We start from the raw sequence: 20,865 nt of genomic DNA on the forward strand, positions 1-20,865 counted from the left end.
GTTCAGCCTTTGAGCAGTGTGCGCACCGCATCGAGCGCCGCCGGGGCCTTGGCGCCATCGGGACCGCCGCCCTGCGCCATGTCGGGCCGCCCACCGCCGCCCTTCCCGCCCAGCGCCTCCACACCCGCGCGAACGAGGTCGACCGCGCTGATGCGCTCCACCAGATCGGCGGTGACGCCTGCCGCAATCGATGCGCGCCCGTCTGTCACGGCGATGACGGCGGCAACACCGGAGCCGAGCCGCTGCTTGTTCTCATCCACCAGCCCGCGCAGGTCCTTGGGGTCCAACCCCTCGATGATCTGGCCGAGGAAGGCGATGCCGCCGATATCCTCCGGCCCGGCCGGGGCGGCGCTGCCTCCGCCACCCAGCGCGAGCGCCTTCTTCGCCTCGGCAAGGTCGCGCTCGGCCTTCTTCAGCTGCTCCGCCAGGGCGGAGACGCGGGCAGGCACATCTTCCGGGGTGGTGCGCAGCGCGGCGGCGGTCGCCTTCAAGGCATCCTCCCGCTCGGTGAGCCAGAACCGCGCCGCCTCGCCGGTCAGCGCCTCGATGCGCCTCACGCCGCTCGCCACCGCGCCTTCGCTGACGATCTTGAACAGCGCGATGTCGCCGAGCGCGCGCACATGCGTGCCGCCGCACAGTTCGGTCGAATAGCTCGCCCCGCTGCTAACGCCGGTCGCTTCCTCCGTCGCATCGCCCATCGAGAGCACGCGCACCTCGTCGCCATATTTTTCGCCGAACAGCGCCATGGCGCCCGCCGCGATGGCATCGTCCGGCGTCATCAGCCGTGTGGTGACAGAGCCGTTCGCGCGGATATGGGCGTTTACGTCCGCCTCGACCCTAGCGATCTGCGCGGGCGTGAGCGCCTCGGGGTGCGAGAAGTCGAAGCGGAGCCGATCGGCCGTCACGAGGCTGCCCTTCTGCGTGACATGCGCGCCGAGAGCCTTGCGCAGCGCGGCGTGCAGCAGGTGGGTGGCGCTGTGGTTGGCGCGGACGCGGTCCCGCCGCGCACCATCGACCGAGAGGTGCACGCTGTCACCCACGCCGAGCGCGCCCGCCTCGATCCGGGCATGATGCGCATGGAGCCGACCAAGCGGCTTGGCCGTGTCGCTTACCGTTGCCGCGAAACCATTTGTTCCGCTGATGCGCCCGGCATCGCCGGTCTGGCCGCCGCTCTCGCCGTAAAAGGGAGTCTGGTTGGTGACGATGATGGCGTCTTCACCGGCCATCACACGATCGACGCGCTGGCCGTCACGCACTATGGCCACCACCTGCCCCTCGCCGCTTGTCGCTTCATAGCCGATGAACTCGGTGGCGCCCGCTTCCTCGGCGATATCGTACCAGATCTCGTCTGACGCGCGCTCGCCCGAGCCTTTCCACGCGGCGCGGGCGGCGGCTTTCTGCTCAGCCATTGCGGCATCGAACCCGGCGCGGTCCACGCCGATGCCTTGGGCGCGCAGGGCGTCTTCGGTGAGGTCATAAGGGAAACCGAAGGTGTCGTAGAGGCGGAAGGCGGTGGCGCCCGGCAGCACATCGCCCGCCGCCATGCCCGCCGTCGCGTCATCCAGCAGCCGCAGGCCCTTGTCGAGCGTCTGGCGGAAGCGGGTTTCCTCGCGCAGCAGCGTTTCCTCGATCAGCGGTTGCGCGCGCAACAGCTCAGGGTACGCGCCGCTCATTTCCTTCACCAAAGACCCGACAAGGCGGTGCATCAGCGGCTCGGTTGTGCCGAGCAGATGGGCATGGCGCATGGCGCGGCGCATGATCCGCCGCAACACATAGCCGCGCCCTTCATTGGCCGGGAGCACGCCGTCGGCGATCAGGAAGCCCGACGAGCGCAGATGATCGGCGATGACGCGATGGCTCGCCTTATGTGCGCCGGCGGTGTCGCTGTTCGTGAGCGCGCCGGACTCGGCGATCAGCGCGCGGAAGGTGTCCGTGTCGTAATTGTCGTGCACGCCCTGCATCACCGCGGCGATGCGCTCCAGCCCCATGCCGGTGTCGATGCTGGGGCGCGGCAGCGAGATGCGCGTGCCGTCCGCCTGCTGATCGAACTGCATGAACACGAGGTTCCAGATCTCGACGAAACGGTCGCCATCCTCATCGGGCGATCCCGGAGGCCCGCCGGGGATATGTGCGCCGTGATCGAAGAAGATTTCGGAGCATGGGCCGCATGGACCGGTATCGCCCATAGACCAGAAATTGTCCGACGTTGCGATACGGATGATGCGGTCTTCTGGCAGGCCCGCGATCTTGCGCCAGTGGCCAAAGGCCTCGTCGTCGTCATGATAGACGGTGACGGTGAGGCGGTCGGGCGCGATACCCCATTCGCGCGTGATCAGCGTCCATGCATGGTGGATCGCCTGCTCCTTGAAATAATCACCAAAGCTGAAATTGCCCAGCATCTCAAAGAAAGTATGGTGGCGCGCGGTATAGCCGACATTGTCCAGATCGTTATGCTTGCCGCCCGCACGGACGCATTTTTGCGATGAAGTGGCGGTCTTGTAGGGCCGCGTCTCAAGGCCGGTGAAGACATTCTTGAACGGCACCATCCCCGCGTTGGTGAACATGAGCGTCGGGTCGTTGTGCGGCACCAGCGGCGCCGACGGTACGGACGTGTGCCCCTGCCCGGCAAAATAATCGAGAAAGGAGCGGCGGATGTCGTTGGTCGATGTCATAAGCTGAGCGATTAGGCGAGCGCAAAGGCGGAGACAAGCGCCAAATCAGCCCTCGCCTCCGCCCTGCTTTTTCCGGTTTCATCGTGTTCGGCCATCGGGCCAGCGCATTTACGCTAGCCTGGGTGGGCCGGATACCCAAACTCCGGCTCAGCCGTCGAGGTCGTCGCTCTCCTCCGGCCCCGCCATCATCGCTTCGGAGACTGCCTCGGTCTTGCCGCGAATGGCGGCCTCGAGGCGCTCCTTCAGCTCTGGGTTTTCCTTGAGGAAGGTCTTCGCGTTCTCGCGCCCCTGGCCGATGCGGACCGAGTCGTAGGAGAACCATGCACCGGATTTCTCGACGATGCCCGCTTTGACGCCGAGATCGAGTATTTCTCCAATTTTCGAGATGCCCTCGCCATACATGATGTCGAACTCGACCTGCTTGAACGGCGGGGCGACCTTGTTCTTCACCACCTTGACGCGGGTGGTGTTGCCGATGATCTCCTCGCGATCCTTGATCTGGCCGGTACGGCGGATGTCGAGACGCACGGAGGCATAGAATTTGAGCGCGTTGCCGCCGGTCGTCGTTTCCGGATTGCCATACATGACGCCGATCTTCATGCGCACCTGGTTGATGAAGATGACGGTGCAGCGCGAGCGCGAAATCGAACCGGTAAGCTTGCGCAACGCCTGGCTCATCAGGCGCGCCTGCAGGCCGACATGGCTGTCGCCCATCTCACCCTCAATCTCCGCGCGCGGCACGAGAGCGGCCACCGAGTCGACCACGAGCACATCGACCGCGTTGGAGCGCACCAGCGTATCGACGATTTCGAGCGCCTGCTCGCCGGTATCCGGCTGCGACACGATCAGCTCGTCAATGTCGACGCCCAGCTTCTTGGCGTACACAGGGTCCAGCGCGTGCTCGGCATCGACAAAGGCCGCCGTGCCGCCCGTCTTCTGCGCCTCGGCAATTGCGTGGAGCGCCAGCGTGGTCTTGCCCGAGCTTTCCGGGCCATAAATCTCGATGATGCGGCCGCGCGGGATGCCGCCGATGCCGAGCGCGATATCCAGACCCAGCGACCCGGTGGAAACCGCCTCGATCTCCATCTTTTCGCGGCTGCCCAGCTTCATCGCGCTGCCCTTGCCGAATGCGCGGTCGATCTGCGCCAGCGCGGCTTCCAATGCCTTCTGCCTGTCCATACTGCCCTTCTTGTCGGAATCGATGAGTTTGAGCTGTGCGGTCATGGGCCTGTCTCCTGCCAAGTGCAACCGGGATTGCGGGTAGGAGGCCTATGTATTCGATTTGTTCTCATAGAACAAGAGGGGAACATAAATTTTCAGGCGGGGTCGAAAAACCCGGCAAGAAGATCGGTCAGGGCGCTGATGGTGTAGGGTTTGTGCAGCATGGCGCATCGCGCATAGCGCGGGGGAAGCGAGGAAATCGATCCGCCGGAACTGAGGATGATCGGTACGCCCATCTCGGCCAGCCTGTCCGCAACCGGCCAGACTTCCTCCTCACCCAGATGACAATCGAGAATGGCGAGATCGATGGCGCCGCCCTTCTCGCCGATCAGCGCGTTCGCCTCATCCAAACTTGTCGCCACGCCACACAGGCTGTGGCCGAGCGCCTGCAGATATTCCTCCAGCATCATGGCGATGATTGCCTCGTCTTCCACCACGAGGATCGAACGACTGGCAGTAGCAGGGGCGGGAACATCCATGAAAATACCGTAACTTACCCCAGAGTGCAGGCGGCGGATGCTGACGCACGGTTGGGTGCGGCGCAAGCGAAATCCGAACAATCCATCGCGCCCCTGCTACGCCCCGGCATGATTTTCGGCTGCTCTGGCAAAGCATTCCGACACCGCTTCCGAAAGCTGGGCGACGGAAAAGGGCTTGGGCAGGAACGAGACATTCTCCATGTCGATCGATTTACGAAGCTGTTCTTCGGCATAGCCCGACATGAACAGCACCGGCAGATCGGGCCGGGCGGCACGCGCCTGACGCACCATCGCCGGGCCATCCATGTTGGGCATGACAACATCCGAGATCAGCAGATCGACCTGCCCCAGCTCCGCCAGCCGCTCCAGCCCCTGCTCCCCGTCCGATGCGGTGTGAACGGTATAGCCCTGCCGGGCAAGCGCACGCTCCGCCACCGCGCGCACCATATCTTCATCCTCCACAAGCAGGATGGTGCCCGTGCCCCAATTGCCCCTGCTCGGCGGCGCCGATTTGATCGATGCCGGTTCCTTTTCCTCCACCCCGGCGGTGTGGACGGGCAGATAGACGGTAAAGCTCGTCCCCCGCCCCGGCTCCGACTCCGCAAAGATATAGCCGCCCGATTGTTTGACGATGCCATAGACGGTGGAGAGGCCGAGCCCCGTGCCCTTGCCGACCTCCTTGGTGGTGAAGAACGGCTCGAAGATCTTGGGCAGGATTTCGGGCGGAATGCCGTTTCCGGTGTCGGAGATGCGCAGGCCGGTATAGTCGGCAGCGGGCAGCACGGTGGAGCGCATCTCACGCGCCTGGCCTGCGGTGACGGAAAAGGTCTGGATCGACACCGTACCGCCATCGGGCATCGCATCACGCGCGTTGACGGCGAGGTTGACGATCACCTGCTCGATCTGGCCGGGGTCGGCCCGGACATGGCCGAGGTTGCGGCCGTGCGTCACCTCGAGCCGCACATTCTCGCCGATCAGGCGCTTGAGCAGGCTGGATACATCCGACACGATATCCGGCAACTGGATCACCTGCGGGCGCAGGGTCTGCTGGCGCGAGAAGGCGAGCAGCTGGCGCGTCAGGCTCGCGGCGCGGTTCGAGTTGGACTTGACGTGCTGGATGTCGTCATAGTCGCTGTCTCCCGGCGTATGGCGCATCAGCATCAGGTCGCAATGGCCGATGATCGCCGTGAGGATGTTGTTGAAATCATGCGCGACGCCGCCCGCGAGCTGGCCTACTGCCTGCATCTTGGTCGCCTGCGCGACCTGCCGCTTGAGGCGGCCTTCCTCGTTATCGTCCTTGAGCGTAAGCATGACGGCGGCCTCGCCCAGCCCGCGCACACCCGCGAGGCTGAAGGCGACCGGCTCCTCGGGCTGGTTGCGCAGGCGCACCGCTATGTCTCCCGACATCTGCGGGCCGACAGCATAGCGCCGCACCGCCGAAGCCAATGCCGCCTGATCCTCCGCCACGACGAGATCGCCGGGATAGGTGGGCTTCTGCCCATCGGGAACATTGGCGGCGCGGGCGAATACATTGTTGAGGAACAGCAGCCTGCCGTCCCGGTCCGCCATGGCGATGCCGAAGGGCAGCAGCGCCATCAGCCCCTGCAGATAAGATAGCGACGAGCCGCCCAGCGTGGCATCGCCCGGCTGATCGACCAGCAGGATCAGCGCGGGGCCATCTGGCTGGTCGTTCTTCAGCAGCACGCGGAAGACAGCGACGGGAAGCGTCGACATCGCCTCACGCTCGAAGAAGATGCGGCCTTGATCGTCGCGCCGGAAGAACTCCGCGAAGTCGCGCCCGTTAAGCTCCGCGTCGGCCCGGCCCAGCGCGCGCATCAGGAAGGCGTCATTGGTGCTGCGGATCCGCCCTTCCGAGCCGATGATTGCCGCCATGATGCCGGCATCACCCAGCTGCGCACCGACCTCGCCGGAGATCATGCGGCCGAAATCTTCCATCACGCTCGATTGGCGGACGGGCTGGAAATGCCAGATCAGATAGTCGTCGGCCCTGCCGGTGCGCGCGACATGTGCTTCCAGCCGCAACGCGCCGTGGGCGAGGCCATCACATCGCCCCTCCCCGTCGCTCGCGGCGAGCCGCCCGGCCTGCACGAGCGCCACCACCTGATCCGCCGCGAACGGCAGCGCCGAGGGGGCGGGCCAGCCGGGGAACCATTCGCCATACAGGTCGCTCGCGCAGACGAGCTTGCCTGCCTGATCCGTAACCGCCAGGCCCATGCCCGCGCTGTTCGCCGCCGCGCGGACAATCGACCAGTCCGGCGGCAATTCGCGGGTGGCGATTATTGCGGGTTCGGCGGGGCGCACCGCATAGGCAAGGCCCGCCAGCCCAATCACCGCCGCCGCAAAGCCCGAGGCGATGATCCAGTCTCCCAGCGCCGCGAACACCAGCACCGCGCTCAGCACGGCAGCGGCCAGCAGGAGCGGCAAGGCATAGCGCCGGTCCGGCTCCGCCGTCAGAGCGAGAATATCCTGTTTATAGCTGCTTCCCTGCGCCGCAGACATGGCGGTTTTACGTCCTTATCGTCCCGTGCGGATGGTGTTGGGCCGTCATAGTAGCAAAGTGCCCGGCGCGATGAAGCAGAAAATGACGAAGGTGGTTGGTGGCGGCGCCAGCTTCACTCGCCGCGCCGCGCTTTCCACTTGCGCCAGAGATGTTGACGCCACACCCAGTCTGCCAGGAAATATCCGACTATCGCAGCGACGATGGAGATGAGCGCCAGCCCGAAGATCATCGCCGGCGCCGCCTCGGACACCAGCCACTGCATCCAGCGCGCCGCGCCCGCATGTTCGTTCACCAGTGCCATGAACTGCGCGATCTCGGACGAGCGCCCCAGCGCCAGATTGCCGACATAGACCGACGCCCACAATATGAGCGGTGTGGTTGCCGGATTGCTCAAGAAAGTCATCGCCGCCGCCAGCGGGATGTTCGCACGGAACGGCAGCGCGAGAAACGCCGCGCCCGCGATCTGCAGCCCGGGGATCATCAGGAAGATGCCGACGAGCAGGCCCAACGCCACGCCGCGCGGCACCGAGCGACGGGTGAAACGCCAAAGTTCCGGGGCGAGTACACGATGCGCGATTGGCGCGAGGATGCGGCTGTTTTCGAACACCTCGCGGCGCGGCGCATGCACATGCCACCAGCGGGTAAGCCGGTTCTGCATCAGCCATGCTCCTTGAGCAGGCGGCCCTGCTCGCGCTTCCACTCGCGCTCCTTGGTCGTCTCGCGCTTGTCTGCGGCGTTCTTGCCCTTGGCGAGCGCCAGCTCGACCTTGGCGCGCCCTTGACCGTTGAAATAGATCGACAGCGGCACCAGCGTCATGCCCTTGCGCGCCACCGCGCCATGCAGCTTGGCGATCTCGCGCTGGTGCAACAGCAGTTTGCGCGGGCGCTTCGGCTCGTGATTATAGCGGTTGCCGTGGCTGAACTCCGGGATGTTGCTGTTGACGAGCCAGACCTGCTCGTCCTTCACCTCGGCATAGCTCTCAGCGATCGAGCCTTCGCCGAAACGCAGCGATTTTACCTCGGTGCCCTGCAGGACAATGCCGGCCTCGAACACCTCGTCAATCGCATAGTCAAAGCGCGCGCGCCGGTTCTCGGCGACGGTCTTGACCTTTTTGAAGGCTTCGGGGCGGGGGCGGGCCATGATGATCTGTTGTCCTGCGGCGGATATGGGGACGAAGCCGCCCCTAGACCAGACCCGCGATTTCCAGCGCGCGGTCGACTGCTGCCTGACTTGCGGCGCTGGGCCAGGTGATGGGCAGGCGAACATCGGTAGGCATCTCCGGGCGAATACGCGAGAGCGCATATTTAGTTGGCCCCGGTGAAGAATCGCTGAACAAGGCGTCATGCAGCGGATATAATTTGTCCTGAATTTCCAGAGCCCTGTCCCACTCGCCAGCGGCCATGGCAGCCTGAAACTCGGCGCACAGGCGCGGCGCCACATTGGCGGTCACGGAAATGCAGCCAACGCCGCCCATGGCGTTGAAGCCCAAAGCGGTTTCATCGTTGCCCGAAAGCTGGATGAAACCCTTGCCACAGGCGAGGCGCTGCGCCGTAACCCGGCCCAGATTGCCGGTGGCATCCTTGATACCGATGATCGTCTGATATTCCTCGGTCAGCCGGTGCATTACCGGCACGCCGATGTCGGTAATGGTGCGCCCCGGCACGTTGTAGAGGATGATAGGCAGATTGCAGCGCTGCGCCAGGTAGGCGAAGTGCTGATAGACGCCCTCCTGATTCGGCTTGTTGTAATAAGGCGCGACAACGAGCGCCGCATCGGCGCCCGCCGCCTGGGCCGCGAACATATGCTCCAGCGCGATACGCGTGTCGTTGGATCCGCAACCCGCAATCACAGGCACGCGCCCGGCCGCCTGCTCCACGCAGATCGCGATGACGCGGTTATGTTCCTCCACCGTCATCGTCGCGCTTTCGCCGGTAGTGCCGCAAGGCACCAGCGCACTGCTGCCTTCCGCGATCTGCCAGTCGACAAACGTGCGGAAAACCGCTTCATCGAGCGATCCATCCCGGAAGAATGTGACGAGTGCCGGTATCGAGCCGGAAAACATGCGAAAAAACTCCTTCAAACATGCCGTTCATCGCGGCATAATCATCGCCATGCCATACTCACGCAAATCGGATCGGGCAACACACCGGAACATGAGCGAGACTATGCGTCACACCACTGTATATCGGCGACTGATGGCTACTGGCACGCTGCTGATCGCGTCGGTCGCGGTGGCGCAAATCAGCGGGCCGCGCAAGGAAATTGTGCAGCCGATCCCGCCCGGCGCCTCCGCCGCGCTGCCACAAGGCTCGCCCGATTGGCCGACGGCGAGCGCCCGCGCGGTGCAGACGGGCGATGCCGCCATTCTCGCGGATGTCGACGAGTGGAAGCGCCTCCAGCAAAGCGATGGCTGGGGCTATGCGGCCTATTCCCGCTTTCTTTTGACCCACCCCGATTGGCCGGGCGAAAGCCGGATGCGCGGGCTGGCCGAACGGGGCATCACGCCGCTGACCCCCGCCAGCGAGGTCGTCGAATTCTTCAGCGCGTTTCCGCCGAGAACCGCTACGGGCGGCGCGCGCCATGCGATGGCGCTGGAAGCAATCGGTCGAACCGCCGAGGCGCGTGTTGCCGCGCGCAATGCATGGCGCATGGGCGGAATGAGCCCGGAGGACGAGGCGCTGATACTCGGGCAGTTTGCGGCATCCCTTTCCGCCGACGACCATGACGTCCATGCCGATGCCGCGCTTTGGGCGCGCAATGCCGCTTCCGCCGAGCGCGCGCTGCCCTATGTCTCGCCACAGATGCGGTCCATCACGGCCGCGCGGATCGCGATGCAGCGCAATGCACCGGATGCGGGCGCGCTGATGCAGGCAGCCGATCCTTATGCGCGCGGCCATGCCGGCTATCTGGCCGACAAGGCGCAGTGGCTGGCGGCGAGCGGCAACGCGGTGCTGGCGCGCGACGTTCTTGCCGGGCGGCAGGCGCTCACCACCCGCCCCGCCAGCGTCGAGAAATGGTACGAGGTGCTGCTCCTTCACGCCCGCGCCGCTGCGAAAGACGGGCAGGCCAGCACGGCTTACAGCATCGCCAGCCGGATCGACGACGCCTATCCCGCCGGCACCGATGTAAGCGAGCGGCCGCTGGGCGAGCGCGACGACTATACCAGCCTTGCCTGGCTGGCAGGCACGACGGCACTCGAGCAATTGGGCCGAGCTGCCGATGCGGGCGCGATGTTCCAGCGCTATGCCGCCGCCGCACGCTCGCCGCAGACGATGTCCAAGGGATATTACTGGGCCGGGCGCGCCGCACTCGCCGGGAAAGACACCGCTGGCAGCAACAAGTACTTCCAGCTTGCCGCCAGCTATCCCGACCAGTTTCATGGCCAGCTCGCACTGGAACGGCTGGGGCGGGCGGTCCCCGCCCCTCGCGCAGTGTTCGCCGCGCCGGTCAGCGCCAAGGAGCGCGCGGATTTCGAGGGTAGCGCGCTTGTGCGCGCCGCGCGCGCGCTGGGGCTTGCAGGGCGCTGGGCGGACCAGAGCTTTTTCCTGCGCGCGATTGCGGCCAATGTCACCACGGACTCGGAGCGGGCGCTCGCCATCGAGCTGGCCGAACGGATCGGCAGGCCTGATCTCGGCGTGATGGTGGGGCGAAAGGCCCGCGCTGATGGGAGCAGCGCCTACAATCTTGCCAGCTTTCCGAGCCTGCCTGTCCCGCCAGAGCATCAGGCCAACTGGACGATGATCCACGCGATCGCCCGGCAGGAGAGCCAGTTTGACAAGGCGGCCGTCAGCCGCGCCGATGCACGCGGGCTGATGCAGCTGATGCCCGGAACCGCGCGCGAAACGGCAGGCAAGATCGGCCTCGCCTACATGCCCACGAGCCTGACCAGCGACACTAACTATAACATGCAGCTGGGGAGCAGCTATTTCCAGCGCCTGCTCGATCGTTTTGGCGGCTGCCATCCGCTCGCGATCGCCGCCTATAATGCGGGGCCGGGCAATGTGAACAAGTGGATCACCGCCAATGGCAACCCCTGCACCGGCGGCGGTGATATGGTCCGCTGGATCGAGGCGATACCCTTCTCTGAGACGCGCAATTATGTGCAACGCGTGCTGGAGAATGCGGTGGTCTATGACGCCTTGCGGGCACAGAAAGTCGGCGCCGCGATGCCGGTGGCGCCGCTGAGCCGCTATCTGGGCAAAACCGGCGCGGGCTGATACGCCTGCCGCCATGCACGACAAGACCAACTACATCACCCCGCAAGGCTACGCCGCACTGCGTGCCGAATATGACCGACTGCTGGGCGAGGAACGCCCGAAGATCGTCGAGATCGTCAGCTGGGCAGCGGGTAATGGCGACCGCAGCGAAAATGGCGACTATCTCTATGGCCGCAAGCGCATGCGCGAGATCGACGGGCAGCTGCGGCGCCTGGCCAAGAAGATGCAGCATGCGCGGGTGATCGATCCGGCGCAGCAGCCTGACAAGGCTCGCGTCTATTTCGGGGCTACCGTCACGGTGGCGGACGAAGACGACGTACGCCGAACGATCACCATAGTCGGCAATGACGAGACGGACGCCGCATCGGGGCGGATCGGCTGGGACGCCCCGCTGGCACGCGCGCTGCGCGGGGCGGCTGTGGGCGACGTGCGGCGGGTCAACCTGCCCGGCGGAGCGAAAGAGGTGGAGATAATGAAAATCGGCTACCCGACATAAGCCGGATAGCCGATCCCTTGGTCACTTTTATGCGCGCGAAAAGCGCGTCTTCAATCAGAAAGCGTAGCTGACCTTGGCAGTCTTGGCGCGACGGCTGCGCATCGCCATGCCAACGGCACCCATGCCCAGGATCATCATCGCCCAGGTGGCCGGCTCGGGAACGGCGCTGACAGTGATCTGACCGATCTTGAACGCATCAAACGTGCGATCCACGCCGCCAGCGGCGATCGCCCAGAACTTGCCGGTCTCGCCGTTGGTGGCAACGTTGCGCAGACCGGTGAAGTTGGCAGCGACTGGCGTGACGATCGATCCAGCGAGCGTAGCGGCGGTGTTGCCAAAGCTGAACACGGCGTCAGCGTCCTTCACGGGCTGCTGAAAGATCGGATAGCCCTTCGAGGTGATGAACGCGCTGGTCAGGCTGACCGGCCGGCTGAATTGCAGGAGCACGTAGTCCACGCCTGCATAGTTATCGACCGAGTTCTGGTCAGTCGCGGAGTTCTTGACACCGAGTCCTTCGGGGTAGTTGCCGAGCCAGGCAGCGCTGATCACGTTGCCGACATTGCTCCAGCCCGAAGCCGTCACGCTGACGGTCGTCGAACCGCTGGTCGCCGAACGGGTGATCGTGTTGCCCGGCGTGCCATAGCTGTTCGAATTGTTGTTGCCCGCGAAGTTGTACACGTAAACGCCGGCGTGAGCCGAGCTGAGTGTAGCGGTGGCGAGTGCCGCCGCCGATACGATTTTGGCAAGTGCCCGCATTGTGTATCTCCCTTGAATTACAAATCCGGTAAGGCCCTGTTTCCGAACCCTGCCAGTAAACTTAATGTCCCGACCTTGGTTCCTCTTATAATTTAACCGGTCCATCGCTGCAAACCCTAAGGTGGTTAATTTTAATGGCTCAATAAAAATTCGTAAAACCCTTTTTTTCACGTATTTTCAATATCTTATGCGGCAATCGTCGTTGAATGGTTATCGATGGTCGCCGAGACCGTTCCGTTATGGTACAGTCCGTTGCGGCGTCGTGATGAATAGACGAAGTTAAAAAATCCCTAAAATCAGGCAGTTTCAGTTGTAAAATCACAGGCGGAAAAACGCTGGACATCTGCGAGTCTTTGTTGTAGCGGCCCCCTCTGCATTGCGGGCACCTGCTCGTCATGCGCCGTTCGAGACAGTCGGTGACGGGGGCTTTTCCGTCTTAATTTCCGGCCGAGACGGGGAACAGATTCATCAGGGTGCCGCATAGCCATATGCTGCCCCGCCGCGCTGCCTCAATCGCCTCCAATCCGGGCCTGAGCGGGCATTTGATCCTACCCCTTTCGAACACACGCACGAGGGCTGTGCCTCACGGTATTGCTGCGTGCGCACAATCCCTCCGGATGGGCCGGGGGGATATTATGGAGAATGGCATGGATCGTACCCAGAAAGCTGAGTTGGTATCCGCGCTGAACGTAACTTTTGGCGAAGTCGGTGTTGTGGTCGTTACCCGCAACCTCGGCATGACCGTGGCGCAGTCCACGTCGCTGCGCCAGAAGATGCGCGAGGCCGGGGCCGCTTACAAGGTATCGAAAAACCGCCTCGCCAAGATCGCCCTGAAGGACACGGCGTATGAGCCGATCAGCGACCTGCTGACCGGCCCCGTTGCGCTCGCTACTTCGGTCGATCCGGTTGCCGCCGCCAAGGTGGCAGTCGAATTCGCCAAGACCAACGACAAGCTTGAGATCGTTGGCGGAGCGATGGGCAGCACAGTGCTGAACGCGGAAGGCATCAAGGCGCTCGCCTCGATGCCGTCTCTGGATGAAATGCGCGCCAAGCTCGTCGGGCTTATCCAAGCCCCGGCGACCAAGCTCGCAGGCGTCACCCAGGCACCGGCCGCACAGCTCGCGCGGGTTTTCAACGCATACGCTACGAAGGATGCCGCCTGATTTCAGGTGGATAGCTTCGATACTTACCAGGAACTCTAGTATTAGGGGCCACGCCCCGCTCAGAAAGGTAGATAGGTTACATGGCTGATATCAATGCTCTGGTCGATCAACTGTCGGCCCTCACCGTCCTCGAAGCTGCCGAGCTCTCCAAGGCTCTGGAAGAGAAGTGGGGCGTTTCCGCCGCTGCTCCGGTTGCGGTTGCTGCCGCTGGCCCGGCTGCTGCCGCTCCGGCTGCTGAAGAGCAGACCGAGTTCGACGTGATCCTGACCGGCGACGGCGGCAACAAGATTGCCGTCATCAAGGAAGTCCGCGCCATCACCGGCCTGGGCCTGACCGAAGCCAAGTCGCTGGTCGAGTCCGCTCCAAAGGCGATCAAGGAAGGCGTGAACAAGGCGGAAGCCGAGGAAGTGAAGAAGAAGCTCGAAGCGGCTGGCGCCACTGTCGAGATGAAGTAAGCTTCATCTCAGCTTCACGCTGAAGATTCGAGGGGCGGTTCCTGCGGGAGCCGCCCCTTTCTTTTGCGCTTATTTCCTTGTCTTGTTCGCCCTGGCAGATACCGCCTTGGGCGCGGAGGCCTTGCCATCCAGCCAGGCGAGGACTTCCGGTTTCAGACGTGTGCGGGCCGCGGCGCGTGCGCGGACCGCCGCGATTACCCGGTCCGTCGTCTTGCGTGCGTCGGCGGACAGATTTGCCTCCGCATAGGCGGCCAGCTTGTCGGCCATCGCAATGTCGGCAGACCCGGCCCCAAGTCGCCCGATCGCCCGGTTGCGCGCGGACGAATCGATCAGCGCGAGATAGTCGTCAAGGTGCGCGAGCGCGAAATCGACCGCCAACGCACTGTGCTCATCAGCAACGGAAGAGATGATGTCCGCGCTGGTAGTTTTGCCCGGTTCGTTGGTCATGGCGAGATTGAGAGCCTGGGTTGCGAGCTTTTCGTCTTTCGCCCGCCCAAGCAGGCTGAAAAGCTGGCTCTTTTCGAGCGCGGTCGGAGCCGCATTGGCCATCTTGCGCATATTGTCCCAGGTCGGCTGGTCGGCATTGCGGGCGACAATGCGCAGCCAGACGAACTTCATCGGTCCATCGAGCGCAGCCGGGTTGGTCGCCAGCGCGGCATAGCGCCGTTGTGCTTCCGCGACCACGGCGGCGTCTCCCATGTCACCCAGGGTTGCGATGAGCGACTGGCGCAGCAACGCGGTCTGGGCGCCCTCTCCCTCCTTCACATCCATGCCGATGCGGGTGAGGATCGGCGTCAGCTTCGCGCTGGCGTAGGCCAACAACCGCTGCTGACTGGGCGCGTCACCCTCGAACATCTCGTGCGCGGCGGCGAGATAGTCCGGCAGCGCGGTGAGGATCGCCGTGCTGGCTGTGGCTGGCACGGCATCGACCAGATCGAGCGAGCGCGCCATCGGCTGATAACCGCCGAGGCCGAGCTGCCAGTTGTCCGCGAGCACACCCTTCTGGTCGATCGAGGCCAGCTTGGTGAAATCACTGGCAAGCGCGGATACATTGTCGGCCGGATAGAGCGTGCGATAATAACCCGCCTGCCCCTTGTTGATCACATATGGGCCGCAGCCTTGCAGCTCGATCGTCGCCTTGCCCTGCAGGATGACGGATTGCTCCGCGCCGCCCAGCACCTGCGCCTTGACCGGCACATGCCAGCTCAACGGCGAGTTGTCCTTGGCCTCCTTGGCATCGCGGCTGAACTCGCTCTGGCTGAGGGCCAGCCGCGTAGTGCCGTTTACGCACTGCGCGCTGTCCACCTTGACCAGCGGAATGCCGGGCTGGCTGGTGAAGTCATGCGCGATGGTGGACAGCCCCTTGGCGCCGGCAGCCTCCACCGCACTCCACAGGTCGGTCGTCACCGTGTTGCCATAGGCGTGCTTCTTCATATAAGCGCGAATTCCGTCCCGCCATGTGTCCGCCCCGGCGAAATTCTCCAGCATGGTGATGACAGCCTCACCCTTTTCATAGGTGATGGCATCGAACGCCTGATTGGCTTCCTCGACCGTCTTCACATGCTGCACAACCGGATGGGTCGTTACATAGGCGTCCAGGCTCATTGCCTGCTCACGCCCGTCGACGCGGGTGAGCAGAGTTTCCCACTCCGGCTGCATCACGTCCGTGACCTTGGTGGCCATCCAGCTCGCAAAGCCTTCGTTCAGCCACAGATCATCCCACCACGCCATCGTGACGAGGTTGCCGAACCACTGGTGCGCGGTTTCATGCGCGACGATCTCGTACACCCGGCGCTTGGAGGCTTCCGAGGTGGACTTGGGATCGACCAGCAGCGCGCGCTCGAAGGTGAAGATCGCGCCCCAGTTTTCCATCGCGGAGAAGAACTGGCTCTGCCCCGGGCCGGCGACGTTATCGAGCTTGGGAAGCGGGAATGGCACGCCGAAATAGTCGTTGTAATAGGGCAGGATCTGCGCCGCGGCATCAAGCGCAAGCTGCGCCTTGGCGACATTGCCCTTGCCGGTGATCACGCCAAGTTCAGTCGGGCCCGATTTCGTGGTCATCCGCTCAAGCTCGCCCATGCCGAGGAAGAGCAGATAGGTGGACATCTTGGGGCTGGTGCCGAAGGTGACGAGGCTCGTGCCATCCTTCTGCGCAACGCTGGAGGCAATCGGCATGTTGCTGACCGCCATCTGGCCCTTGGGCACAACCACGGAAAGGTCGAAGGTGGCCTTGTAGCTCGGCTCATCCCAGCTCGGCACGAAGCGGCGCGCGTCCGGCGCCTCGAACTGGGTGAAAAGCGCGCGTTTGGATGCGCCCGCGCCATCGGTGTAATCGAGCGCGAACAGCCCGTTCGCCTGCGTGTTGATGACCCCGGTATAGGCGAAGGCGAGCTTGTAGTTGCCGGGCTTCAAAGACTTGGGGAAAGTGACGGTCACGGTCTGCGCGGCGGCATCGGTGGCGATAGTGCCGGAAACCGGCTTGCCCTTGCCCATAGCGATCGTGGCGGACGAGATTGCGAGGTCGGCAGCGTTGAGCGTGATCGCATTGGTGGCGGTCGAAAGCGCGATATCGATCTGCGCCTCCGCCGAGAATTTGAGGTTGGCCGCGTCCGGCGCCATCCTGATCGCATAGTGGCTGGGCACCGCAACGCGCGGCAACTGCGTGGTGACCTCGGCAACAGGCGCGGCCTGCGGCTGGGCAAGCGCGGGGGCGACGAAAGAGGAAAATGCAAGCGCGAGAGGCGCAGCGGAAAGCGACAATGCGCGACACACCGGGGAAAAGCTCATTGGATCATGCTCCGACGAAAGAGACGGACTGTCCGAAGCGGGCTGACGCCTCATCTTTCGGCAGTTTGCGATGCCCAGCATAAACGTGACACGCTCCTGAACGCTAGCTTAACCGCGATGCAAGACATGGGTTCCCGTCATTCTATCTGGAAGTCTGCGGACCGAAGGCCTATGGGCTGGCGCCTGAAGCAATCCAGCAATCAAGAGGTCAGGCACGCCATGGGTTTCAAATGCGGTATCGTCGGGCTGCCCAACGTCGGCAAATCGACCCTGTTCAATGCGTTGACGGAGACGCAGGCCGCGCAGGCGGCCAATTACCCTTTCTGCACGATCGAGCCGAACATCGGCAACGTCTCCGTGCCGGATGCGCGACTTGATACGCTTGCAAAGATCGCAGGCAGCGCCAAGATCATCCCTACACAGCTCGCCTTTGTCGATATCGCCGGGCTCGTGCGCGGCGCGAGCAAGGGCGAAGGACTGGGTAACCAGTTCCTCGGCAACATCCGCGAGGTCGACGCGATCGTTCATGTGCTGAGATGCTTTGAGAATGACGACATCCAACATGTTGATAACAGGGTTGATCCGATCGCTGACGCCGAGACTGTCGAGACCGAGTTGATGTTGTCCGACCTTGAGTCGCTGGAAAAGCGCGTGCCCGCTGCACAGAAGAAGGCGGCGCAGGGCGACAAGGAAAGCAAGCTCATCGCCTCGGTGCTGGGCCAGGCGCTGGACCTGTTGCGCGAAGGCAAGCCAGCACGGCTGGTGTCGCCCAATGACGAGGAGGAAGCGCGCGTGCTGCGGCAGGCGCAGCTGCTCACCTCCAAGCCGGTGCTCTATGTCTGCAATGTCGAGGAAGAGAACGCGGCGCAGGGGAACGCCTTCTCCGCACGGGTATTCGAGAAGGCTCAGGCCGAAGGCGCGCAGGCGGTGGTCGTCTCCGCCGCGATCGAATCTGAGCTGGTGGGAATGGAAATGGCCGAGCGCATCGAATATCTCGAAGAGCTGGGCCTGCATGAAACCGGCCTCGCCCGCGTGATCCGCGCCGGCTATGAGCTGCTCCACCTGCTGACTTTCTTCACCGTTGGGCCTAAGGAAGCGCGCGCGTGGACCGTGCACAAGGGCGCGACGGCGCCGAATGCGGCAGGCGAGATTCACTCGGACTTCGAAAAGGGCTTCATCCGCGCGGAAACGGTGGCCTATGACGACTATGTCACGCTGGGCGGCGAAGCCAAGGCGCGCGAGGCAGGCAAGCTGCGCGCGGAGGGCAAGGCCTATGTGGTGCAGGATGGCGACGTGATGCACTTTTTGCATAGTTGAGGCTGCTAATGCCTTGATCTGGCGCGACGGTCCCTCCCACCGAGACTTGCAGAAAGGTGGGCGAAAGGATCGTGCGCTGGCCGACCGTTACCCCCGGTGTGTCAAAGCTGCGGAGGATCAAAGGCCGTCAGGATCGGGCATGGTCCTGAACCGCTGTGTTCGCACTGATGAGCCAAACGCGCCAGTGCGTCGCGCGCGCGCTCCTTGGCCGCGATCTCGATGTTCAACACCGCGATGCGATCCCTTGCGATCTGCCGCACCTCGATCCGGTCGTCCGTTTGTTCCAGCTCGATCAAACGGGCGATTTCCTTGAGCCTGAATCCTGCAGCTTGCGCGCCCCGAATGAAGTTGAGCCGACGAACGTCGCGTTCATCATAATGGCGAATGCCACCCCCGGCGCCGACGGTAGCCGGACGCCGCATCAACCCTTCACGCTGATAATAACGGATGGTTTCGATCCCTACCCCACCCGCCCTGGCCAGTTCTGAAACTGAAAGCCCCGTCACCTGTTGACTCCGTACTATGGTACGCAGGGTATAGCGCCTTGCGAACGACGAATCACTCGCGAAAACGGAGTTTTTCCTGTGGCAAAGACAGCGCAGATTTATCGCATGGTTATGCCGGATCATATTTGTCCCTTTGGCCTCAAATCGCTGCACATGCTGCGGTCGCACGGCTATGAGGTCGAGGACAACTGGCTGAGGACGCGCGCGGAAACCGATGCTTTCAAGGCCGAGCGCGGCGTCAAGACCACGCCGCAGACGTACATCGATGGCGAACGCATCGGCGGCAACGACGATCTGCGCCGTTTTTTCGGCAAGCACGTGCCACGGGACGGCGAGACAAGCTATCGCCCCGTGATCGCTTTGTTTGCGATGACCGCGTTGATGGCTCTGGCGCTATCCTGGGCTGTAACCGGCGCCGCATTGACGGTGATGGCTGGCGAATGGTTCATCAGCCTCTCGATGTGCGTGCTCGCGCTGTTGAAACTTCAGGATGTGGAGAAGTTCTCTACCATGTTCCTGAACTACGACCTGCTGGCGCGCCGATGGGTTCCTTATGCCTATATCTATCCCTTTGCCGAAGGGGTAGCAGGCGTGTTGATGACGGCGCATGCGTTTGACGTCATTTCCATTCCTCTTGCGTTCACCATAGGATCGATAGGTGCCGTGTCGGTGTTCAAGGCGGTTTACCTAGACAAACGGGAGCTGAAGTGCGCCTGCGTGGGGGGAAACAGCAATGTCCCACTCGGCTTCGTCTCTCTGACGGAAAATCTGATGATGGTCGCGATGGCGATCTGGATGGGAGTTCTCTGATGTTTGCCAGGTGGATTTATGTTTCGGCCGCCGCACTTTGCATTGGCGCGCCGGCGGTCGCGCAAGATCATGACCACCAACATCATGAGGGCATGGAGATGGGAGCGCCCAGTGCATCAGCATCCCACAGCGCCATGCCCGCAGAGGAGAAGCATTTTATCGAAGGCTCCGGCACATCCCGCCTCCCCGGCAAGGATCCCGCGATGAATGGCCTTCACATGATGCCGGGCGACAACTGGATGCTGATGGCGCATGGCTATGCCCAGGCCAATTACACCGACCATTCCGGTCCGCGTGGCGACGACAAATTCTATGTCACCAGCATGGCGATGCTGAACGCGGAGAAGGATTTTGGTGGTGCGCGGCTGGCGCTCAAGTCCATGTTGAGCCTCGAACCGGCGATGCGGCATGACGGCTATCCCAACCTCTTCGCCACCGGCGAAGTTGCTTATGGTCAACCCCTTGTCGACCGGCAGCATCCGCACGATCTGTTCATGGAGCTTGCAGCAAAGCTCGATATCGATGTCGCGCCCGGCACTTCGCTGTTCCTTTATGGCGGGCCGGTAGGCGAACCGGCGCTGGGGCCCAGCGCGTTCATGCACCGGGGCAGCGCGGTCAATAATCCCGAGCCGCCGATCACGCACCACTGGTTCGACAGCACCCACATCACTTATGGTGTGGTGACGGCGGGCGTTTCCGCCAGCAACTGGCAGATCGAGGTGTCCGCATTCCGGGGTCGCGAACCGGACGAACACCGCTGGGACATCGAGACGCCCAAGCTTGACAGCTGGTCGATCCGCGCGACGTGGAACCCGACGCCCAACTGGTCCGCCCAGGTCAGCCATGGCTTCCTCAAGCAGCCGGAGGCGTTGCACGCTGACGAGGACGAACACCGCACAACGGCGAGCGTCCATTATGCCGACGGGCGTTTGTCCGCCATGGCGGCATTCTCCGCCAAGAACCGCGACCCGGGCGAAACGCTGACCGCGTGGATCGCCGAGGCGAACTATGCGCTTACCGAGCGGCACGCCCTGTTCGGGCGGGTGGAGAATGTGAAGAATGACGAGCTGTTCCCCGACCATGCCGACCCGCTGCACGACCAGCCTTTCCGCGTGACGAAATTGCAGGCGGGCTATGCCTGGAATACGCCTTTGGGTGACAGTCCGTTTCACCTGACGCTGGGCGGCAGCGCATCGACCTACCTTAAGCCGGACGCACTCGATGCCGCTTACGGCAGGCGCCCGTGGGGCTATACCCTGTTCACCCGCCTGTCATTGGGACACCGATAAATGATGCTATATTCCGACGATCTGGAAGCAGGCAGGATCGAGCGCTTCGGTGAATATGAGGTGACGCGAAAAGAGGTCCCCTAGGGGCTGTGGGGATTCAGTCCATATAGGCCTGCAAAGCGCGATTTTCTGTGCTTCGGTGCTCACGTACCTTTAAGTACGCTGCGCTCCGATGC

At 63.3% G+C, this 20,865-nt stretch carries 17 protein-coding genes; 7 read left to right on the forward strand and 10 right to left on the reverse strand.

The annotated features are described in order from the left end of the window. Window positions 1–2: 2 nt before the first annotated feature. The 7 genes from alaS to dapA form a co-directional block, all read right to left on the reverse strand. On the reverse strand, window positions 3–2,672 hold the full coding sequence (gene alaS, locus OOT33_RS06420) for an alanine--tRNA ligase (RefSeq protein WP_307749170.1): 2,670 nt from the start codon (window positions 2,670–2,672) through the stop codon (window positions 3–5). A gap of 147 nt (window positions 2,673–2,819) precedes the next feature. Then, window positions 2,820–3,896, reverse strand: coding sequence for a recombinase RecA (gene recA, locus OOT33_RS06425; RefSeq protein ID WP_307749171.1), 1,077 nt, complete (start codon window positions 3,894–3,896; stop codon window positions 2,820–2,822). A gap of 92 nt (window positions 3,897–3,988) precedes the next feature. Continuing rightward, on the reverse strand, window positions 3,989–4,372 hold the full coding sequence (locus OOT33_RS06430; RefSeq protein WP_307749172.1) for a response regulator: 384 nt from the start codon (window positions 4,370–4,372) through the stop codon (window positions 3,989–3,991). A gap of 96 nt (window positions 4,373–4,468) precedes the next feature. Then, the gene (locus tag OOT33_RS06435) at window positions 4,469–6,892 is read right to left on the reverse strand and encodes an ATP-binding protein (RefSeq protein WP_307749173.1); all 2,424 of its coding nucleotides are present in this window, start codon (window positions 6,890–6,892) and stop codon (window positions 4,469–4,471) included. Window positions 6,893–7,005: 113 nt separating this feature from the next. Further along, on the reverse strand, window positions 7,006–7,551 hold the full coding sequence (locus OOT33_RS06440) for a DUF2062 domain-containing protein (protein ID WP_307749174.1): 546 nt from the start codon (window positions 7,549–7,551) through the stop codon (window positions 7,006–7,008). After that, window positions 7,551–8,033: an SsrA-binding protein SmpB gene (gene smpB, locus OOT33_RS06445; protein ID WP_307749175.1), complete on the reverse strand. Its 483-nt coding sequence runs from the start codon at window positions 8,031–8,033 to the stop codon at window positions 7,551–7,553. The genes OOT33_RS06440 and smpB overlap by 1 nt, the downstream gene beginning before the upstream one ends. Before the next feature lie 43 nt (window positions 8,034–8,076). Further along, window positions 8,077–8,955 carry a 4-hydroxy-tetrahydrodipicolinate synthase gene (dapA, locus tag OOT33_RS06450; RefSeq protein ID WP_307749176.1) on the reverse strand — a complete coding sequence of 293 codons (879 nt, stop codon included), beginning with the start codon at window positions 8,953–8,955 and terminating at the stop codon, window positions 8,077–8,079. A 103-nt stretch (window positions 8,956–9,058) separates the two neighbouring features. On the opposite strand from dapA, the gene OOT33_RS06455 reads away from it, so the two are divergent. Next, window positions 9,059–11,110: a transglycosylase SLT domain-containing protein gene (locus OOT33_RS06455; protein WP_307749177.1), complete on the forward strand. Its 2,052-nt coding sequence runs from the start codon at window positions 9,059–9,061 to the stop codon at window positions 11,108–11,110. Window positions 11,111–11,123: 13 nt separating this feature from the next. Then, window positions 11,124–11,606: a transcription elongation factor GreB gene (gene greB, locus OOT33_RS06460; RefSeq protein WP_307749179.1), complete on the forward strand. Its 483-nt coding sequence runs from the start codon at window positions 11,124–11,126 to the stop codon at window positions 11,604–11,606. Between the two features lie 54 nt (window positions 11,607–11,660). Here greB and OOT33_RS06465 read toward each other — a convergent pair whose 3' ends face one another. Next, window positions 11,661–12,362: a PEPxxWA-CTERM sorting domain-containing protein gene (locus tag OOT33_RS06465; protein WP_307749180.1), complete on the reverse strand. Its 702-nt coding sequence runs from the start codon at window positions 12,360–12,362 to the stop codon at window positions 11,661–11,663. Between the two features lie 647 nt (window positions 12,363–13,009). On the opposite strand from OOT33_RS06465, the gene rplJ reads away from it, so the two are divergent. Beyond that, on the forward strand, window positions 13,010–13,525 hold the full coding sequence (gene rplJ / locus OOT33_RS06470; RefSeq protein WP_307749181.1) for a 50S ribosomal protein L10: 516 nt from the start codon (window positions 13,010–13,012) through the stop codon (window positions 13,523–13,525). A gap of 80 nt (window positions 13,526–13,605) precedes the next feature. After that, window positions 13,606–13,980: a 50S ribosomal protein L7/L12 gene (gene rplL / locus OOT33_RS06475; protein ID WP_307749182.1), complete on the forward strand. Its 375-nt coding sequence runs from the start codon at window positions 13,606–13,608 to the stop codon at window positions 13,978–13,980. Between the two features lie 69 nt (window positions 13,981–14,049). Here the strand turns inward: rplL and OOT33_RS06480 are convergent, their stop codons facing one another. Beyond that, window positions 14,050–16,767: a M1 family aminopeptidase gene (locus tag OOT33_RS06480; protein WP_307749183.1), complete on the reverse strand. Its 2,718-nt coding sequence runs from the start codon at window positions 16,765–16,767 to the stop codon at window positions 14,050–14,052. A 219-nt stretch (window positions 16,768–16,986) separates the two neighbouring features. On the opposite strand from OOT33_RS06480, the gene ychF reads away from it, so the two are divergent. After that, on the forward strand, window positions 16,987–18,084 hold the full coding sequence (ychF, locus tag OOT33_RS06485) for a redox-regulated ATPase YchF (RefSeq protein WP_307749184.1): 1,098 nt from the start codon (window positions 16,987–16,989) through the stop codon (window positions 18,082–18,084). Between the two features lie 101 nt (window positions 18,085–18,185). On the opposite strand, the gene OOT33_RS06490 is transcribed toward ychF, so the two are convergent. Next, a complete protein-coding gene (locus OOT33_RS06490; RefSeq protein ID WP_307749185.1) occupies window positions 18,186–18,713 on the reverse strand; it encodes a MerR family transcriptional regulator in 528 nt (175 codons plus the stop codon). On the opposite strand from OOT33_RS06490, the gene OOT33_RS06495 reads away from it, so the two are divergent. Next, window positions 18,696–19,400: a MauE/DoxX family redox-associated membrane protein gene (locus OOT33_RS06495; protein WP_307749186.1), complete on the forward strand. Its 705-nt coding sequence runs from the start codon at window positions 18,696–18,698 to the stop codon at window positions 19,398–19,400. The genes OOT33_RS06490 and OOT33_RS06495 overlap by 18 nt on opposite strands. Further along, window positions 19,400–20,689 (forward strand): hypothetical protein, encoded by a 1,290-nt coding sequence (locus OOT33_RS06500; protein WP_307749187.1) that lies wholly within the window; start codon window positions 19,400–19,402, stop codon window positions 20,687–20,689. The genes OOT33_RS06495 and OOT33_RS06500 overlap by 1 nt, the downstream gene beginning before the upstream one ends. The last annotated feature ends 176 nt before the right edge of the window (window positions 20,690–20,865 follow it).

Origin of the sequence: Sphingobium sp. DEHP117, from assembly GCF_030867385.1 — a bacterium.
In the GTDB taxonomy this organism is placed as follows: Bacteria; Pseudomonadota; Alphaproteobacteria; order Sphingomonadales; family Sphingomonadaceae; genus Sphingobium.

Excerpts from the sequence above, each read along its gene's own strand:
- rplJ (WP_307749181.1), top strand. The coding sequence starts at position 13,010 with ATGGATCGTACCCAGAAAGCTGAGTTGGTATCCGCGCTGAACGTAACT.
- OOT33_RS06455 (WP_307749177.1), top strand. The coding sequence starts at position 9,059 with ATGCGTCACACCACTGTATATCGGCGACTGATGGCTACTGGCACGCTG.
- rplL (WP_307749182.1), top strand. The coding sequence starts at position 13,606 with ATGGCTGATATCAATGCTCTGGTCGATCAACTGTCGGCCCTCACCGTC.
- smpB (WP_307749175.1), bottom strand. The coding sequence starts at position 8,033 with ATGGCCCGCCCCCGCCCCGAAGCCTTCAAAAAGGTCAAGACCGTCGCC.
- greB (WP_307749179.1), top strand. The coding sequence starts at position 11,124 with ATGCACGACAAGACCAACTACATCACCCCGCAAGGCTACGCCGCACTG.
- OOT33_RS06500 (WP_307749187.1), top strand. The coding sequence starts at position 19,400 with ATGTTTGCCAGGTGGATTTATGTTTCGGCCGCCGCACTTTGCATTGGC.
- alaS (WP_307749170.1), bottom strand. The coding sequence starts at position 2,672 with ATGACATCGACCAACGACATCCGCCGCTCCTTTCTCGATTATTTTGCC.
- ychF (WP_307749184.1), top strand. The coding sequence starts at position 16,987 with ATGGGTTTCAAATGCGGTATCGTCGGGCTGCCCAACGTCGGCAAATCG.
- OOT33_RS06440 (WP_307749174.1), bottom strand. The coding sequence starts at position 7,551 with ATGCAGAACCGGCTTACCCGCTGGTGGCATGTGCATGCGCCGCGCCGC.
- OOT33_RS06490 (WP_307749185.1), bottom strand. The coding sequence starts at position 18,713 with ATGATCCGGCATAACCATGCGATAAATCTGCGCTGTCTTTGCCACAGG.
- recA (WP_307749171.1), bottom strand. The coding sequence starts at position 3,896 with ATGACCGCACAGCTCAAACTCATCGATTCCGACAAGAAGGGCAGTATG.
- OOT33_RS06430 (WP_307749172.1), bottom strand. The coding sequence starts at position 4,372 with ATGGATGTTCCCGCCCCTGCTACTGCCAGTCGTTCGATCCTCGTGGTG.
- OOT33_RS06495 (WP_307749186.1), top strand. The coding sequence starts at position 18,696 with ATGGTTATGCCGGATCATATTTGTCCCTTTGGCCTCAAATCGCTGCAC.
- OOT33_RS06435 (WP_307749173.1), bottom strand. The coding sequence starts at position 6,892 with ATGTCTGCGGCGCAGGGAAGCAGCTATAAACAGGATATTCTCGCTCTG.
- OOT33_RS06480 (WP_307749183.1), bottom strand. The coding sequence starts at position 16,767 with ATGAGCTTTTCCCCGGTGTGTCGCGCATTGTCGCTTTCCGCTGCGCCT.
- dapA (WP_307749176.1), bottom strand. The coding sequence starts at position 8,955 with ATGTTTTCCGGCTCGATACCGGCACTCGTCACATTCTTCCGGGATGGA.
- OOT33_RS06465 (WP_307749180.1), bottom strand. The coding sequence starts at position 12,362 with ATGCGGGCACTTGCCAAAATCGTATCGGCGGCGGCACTCGCCACCGCT.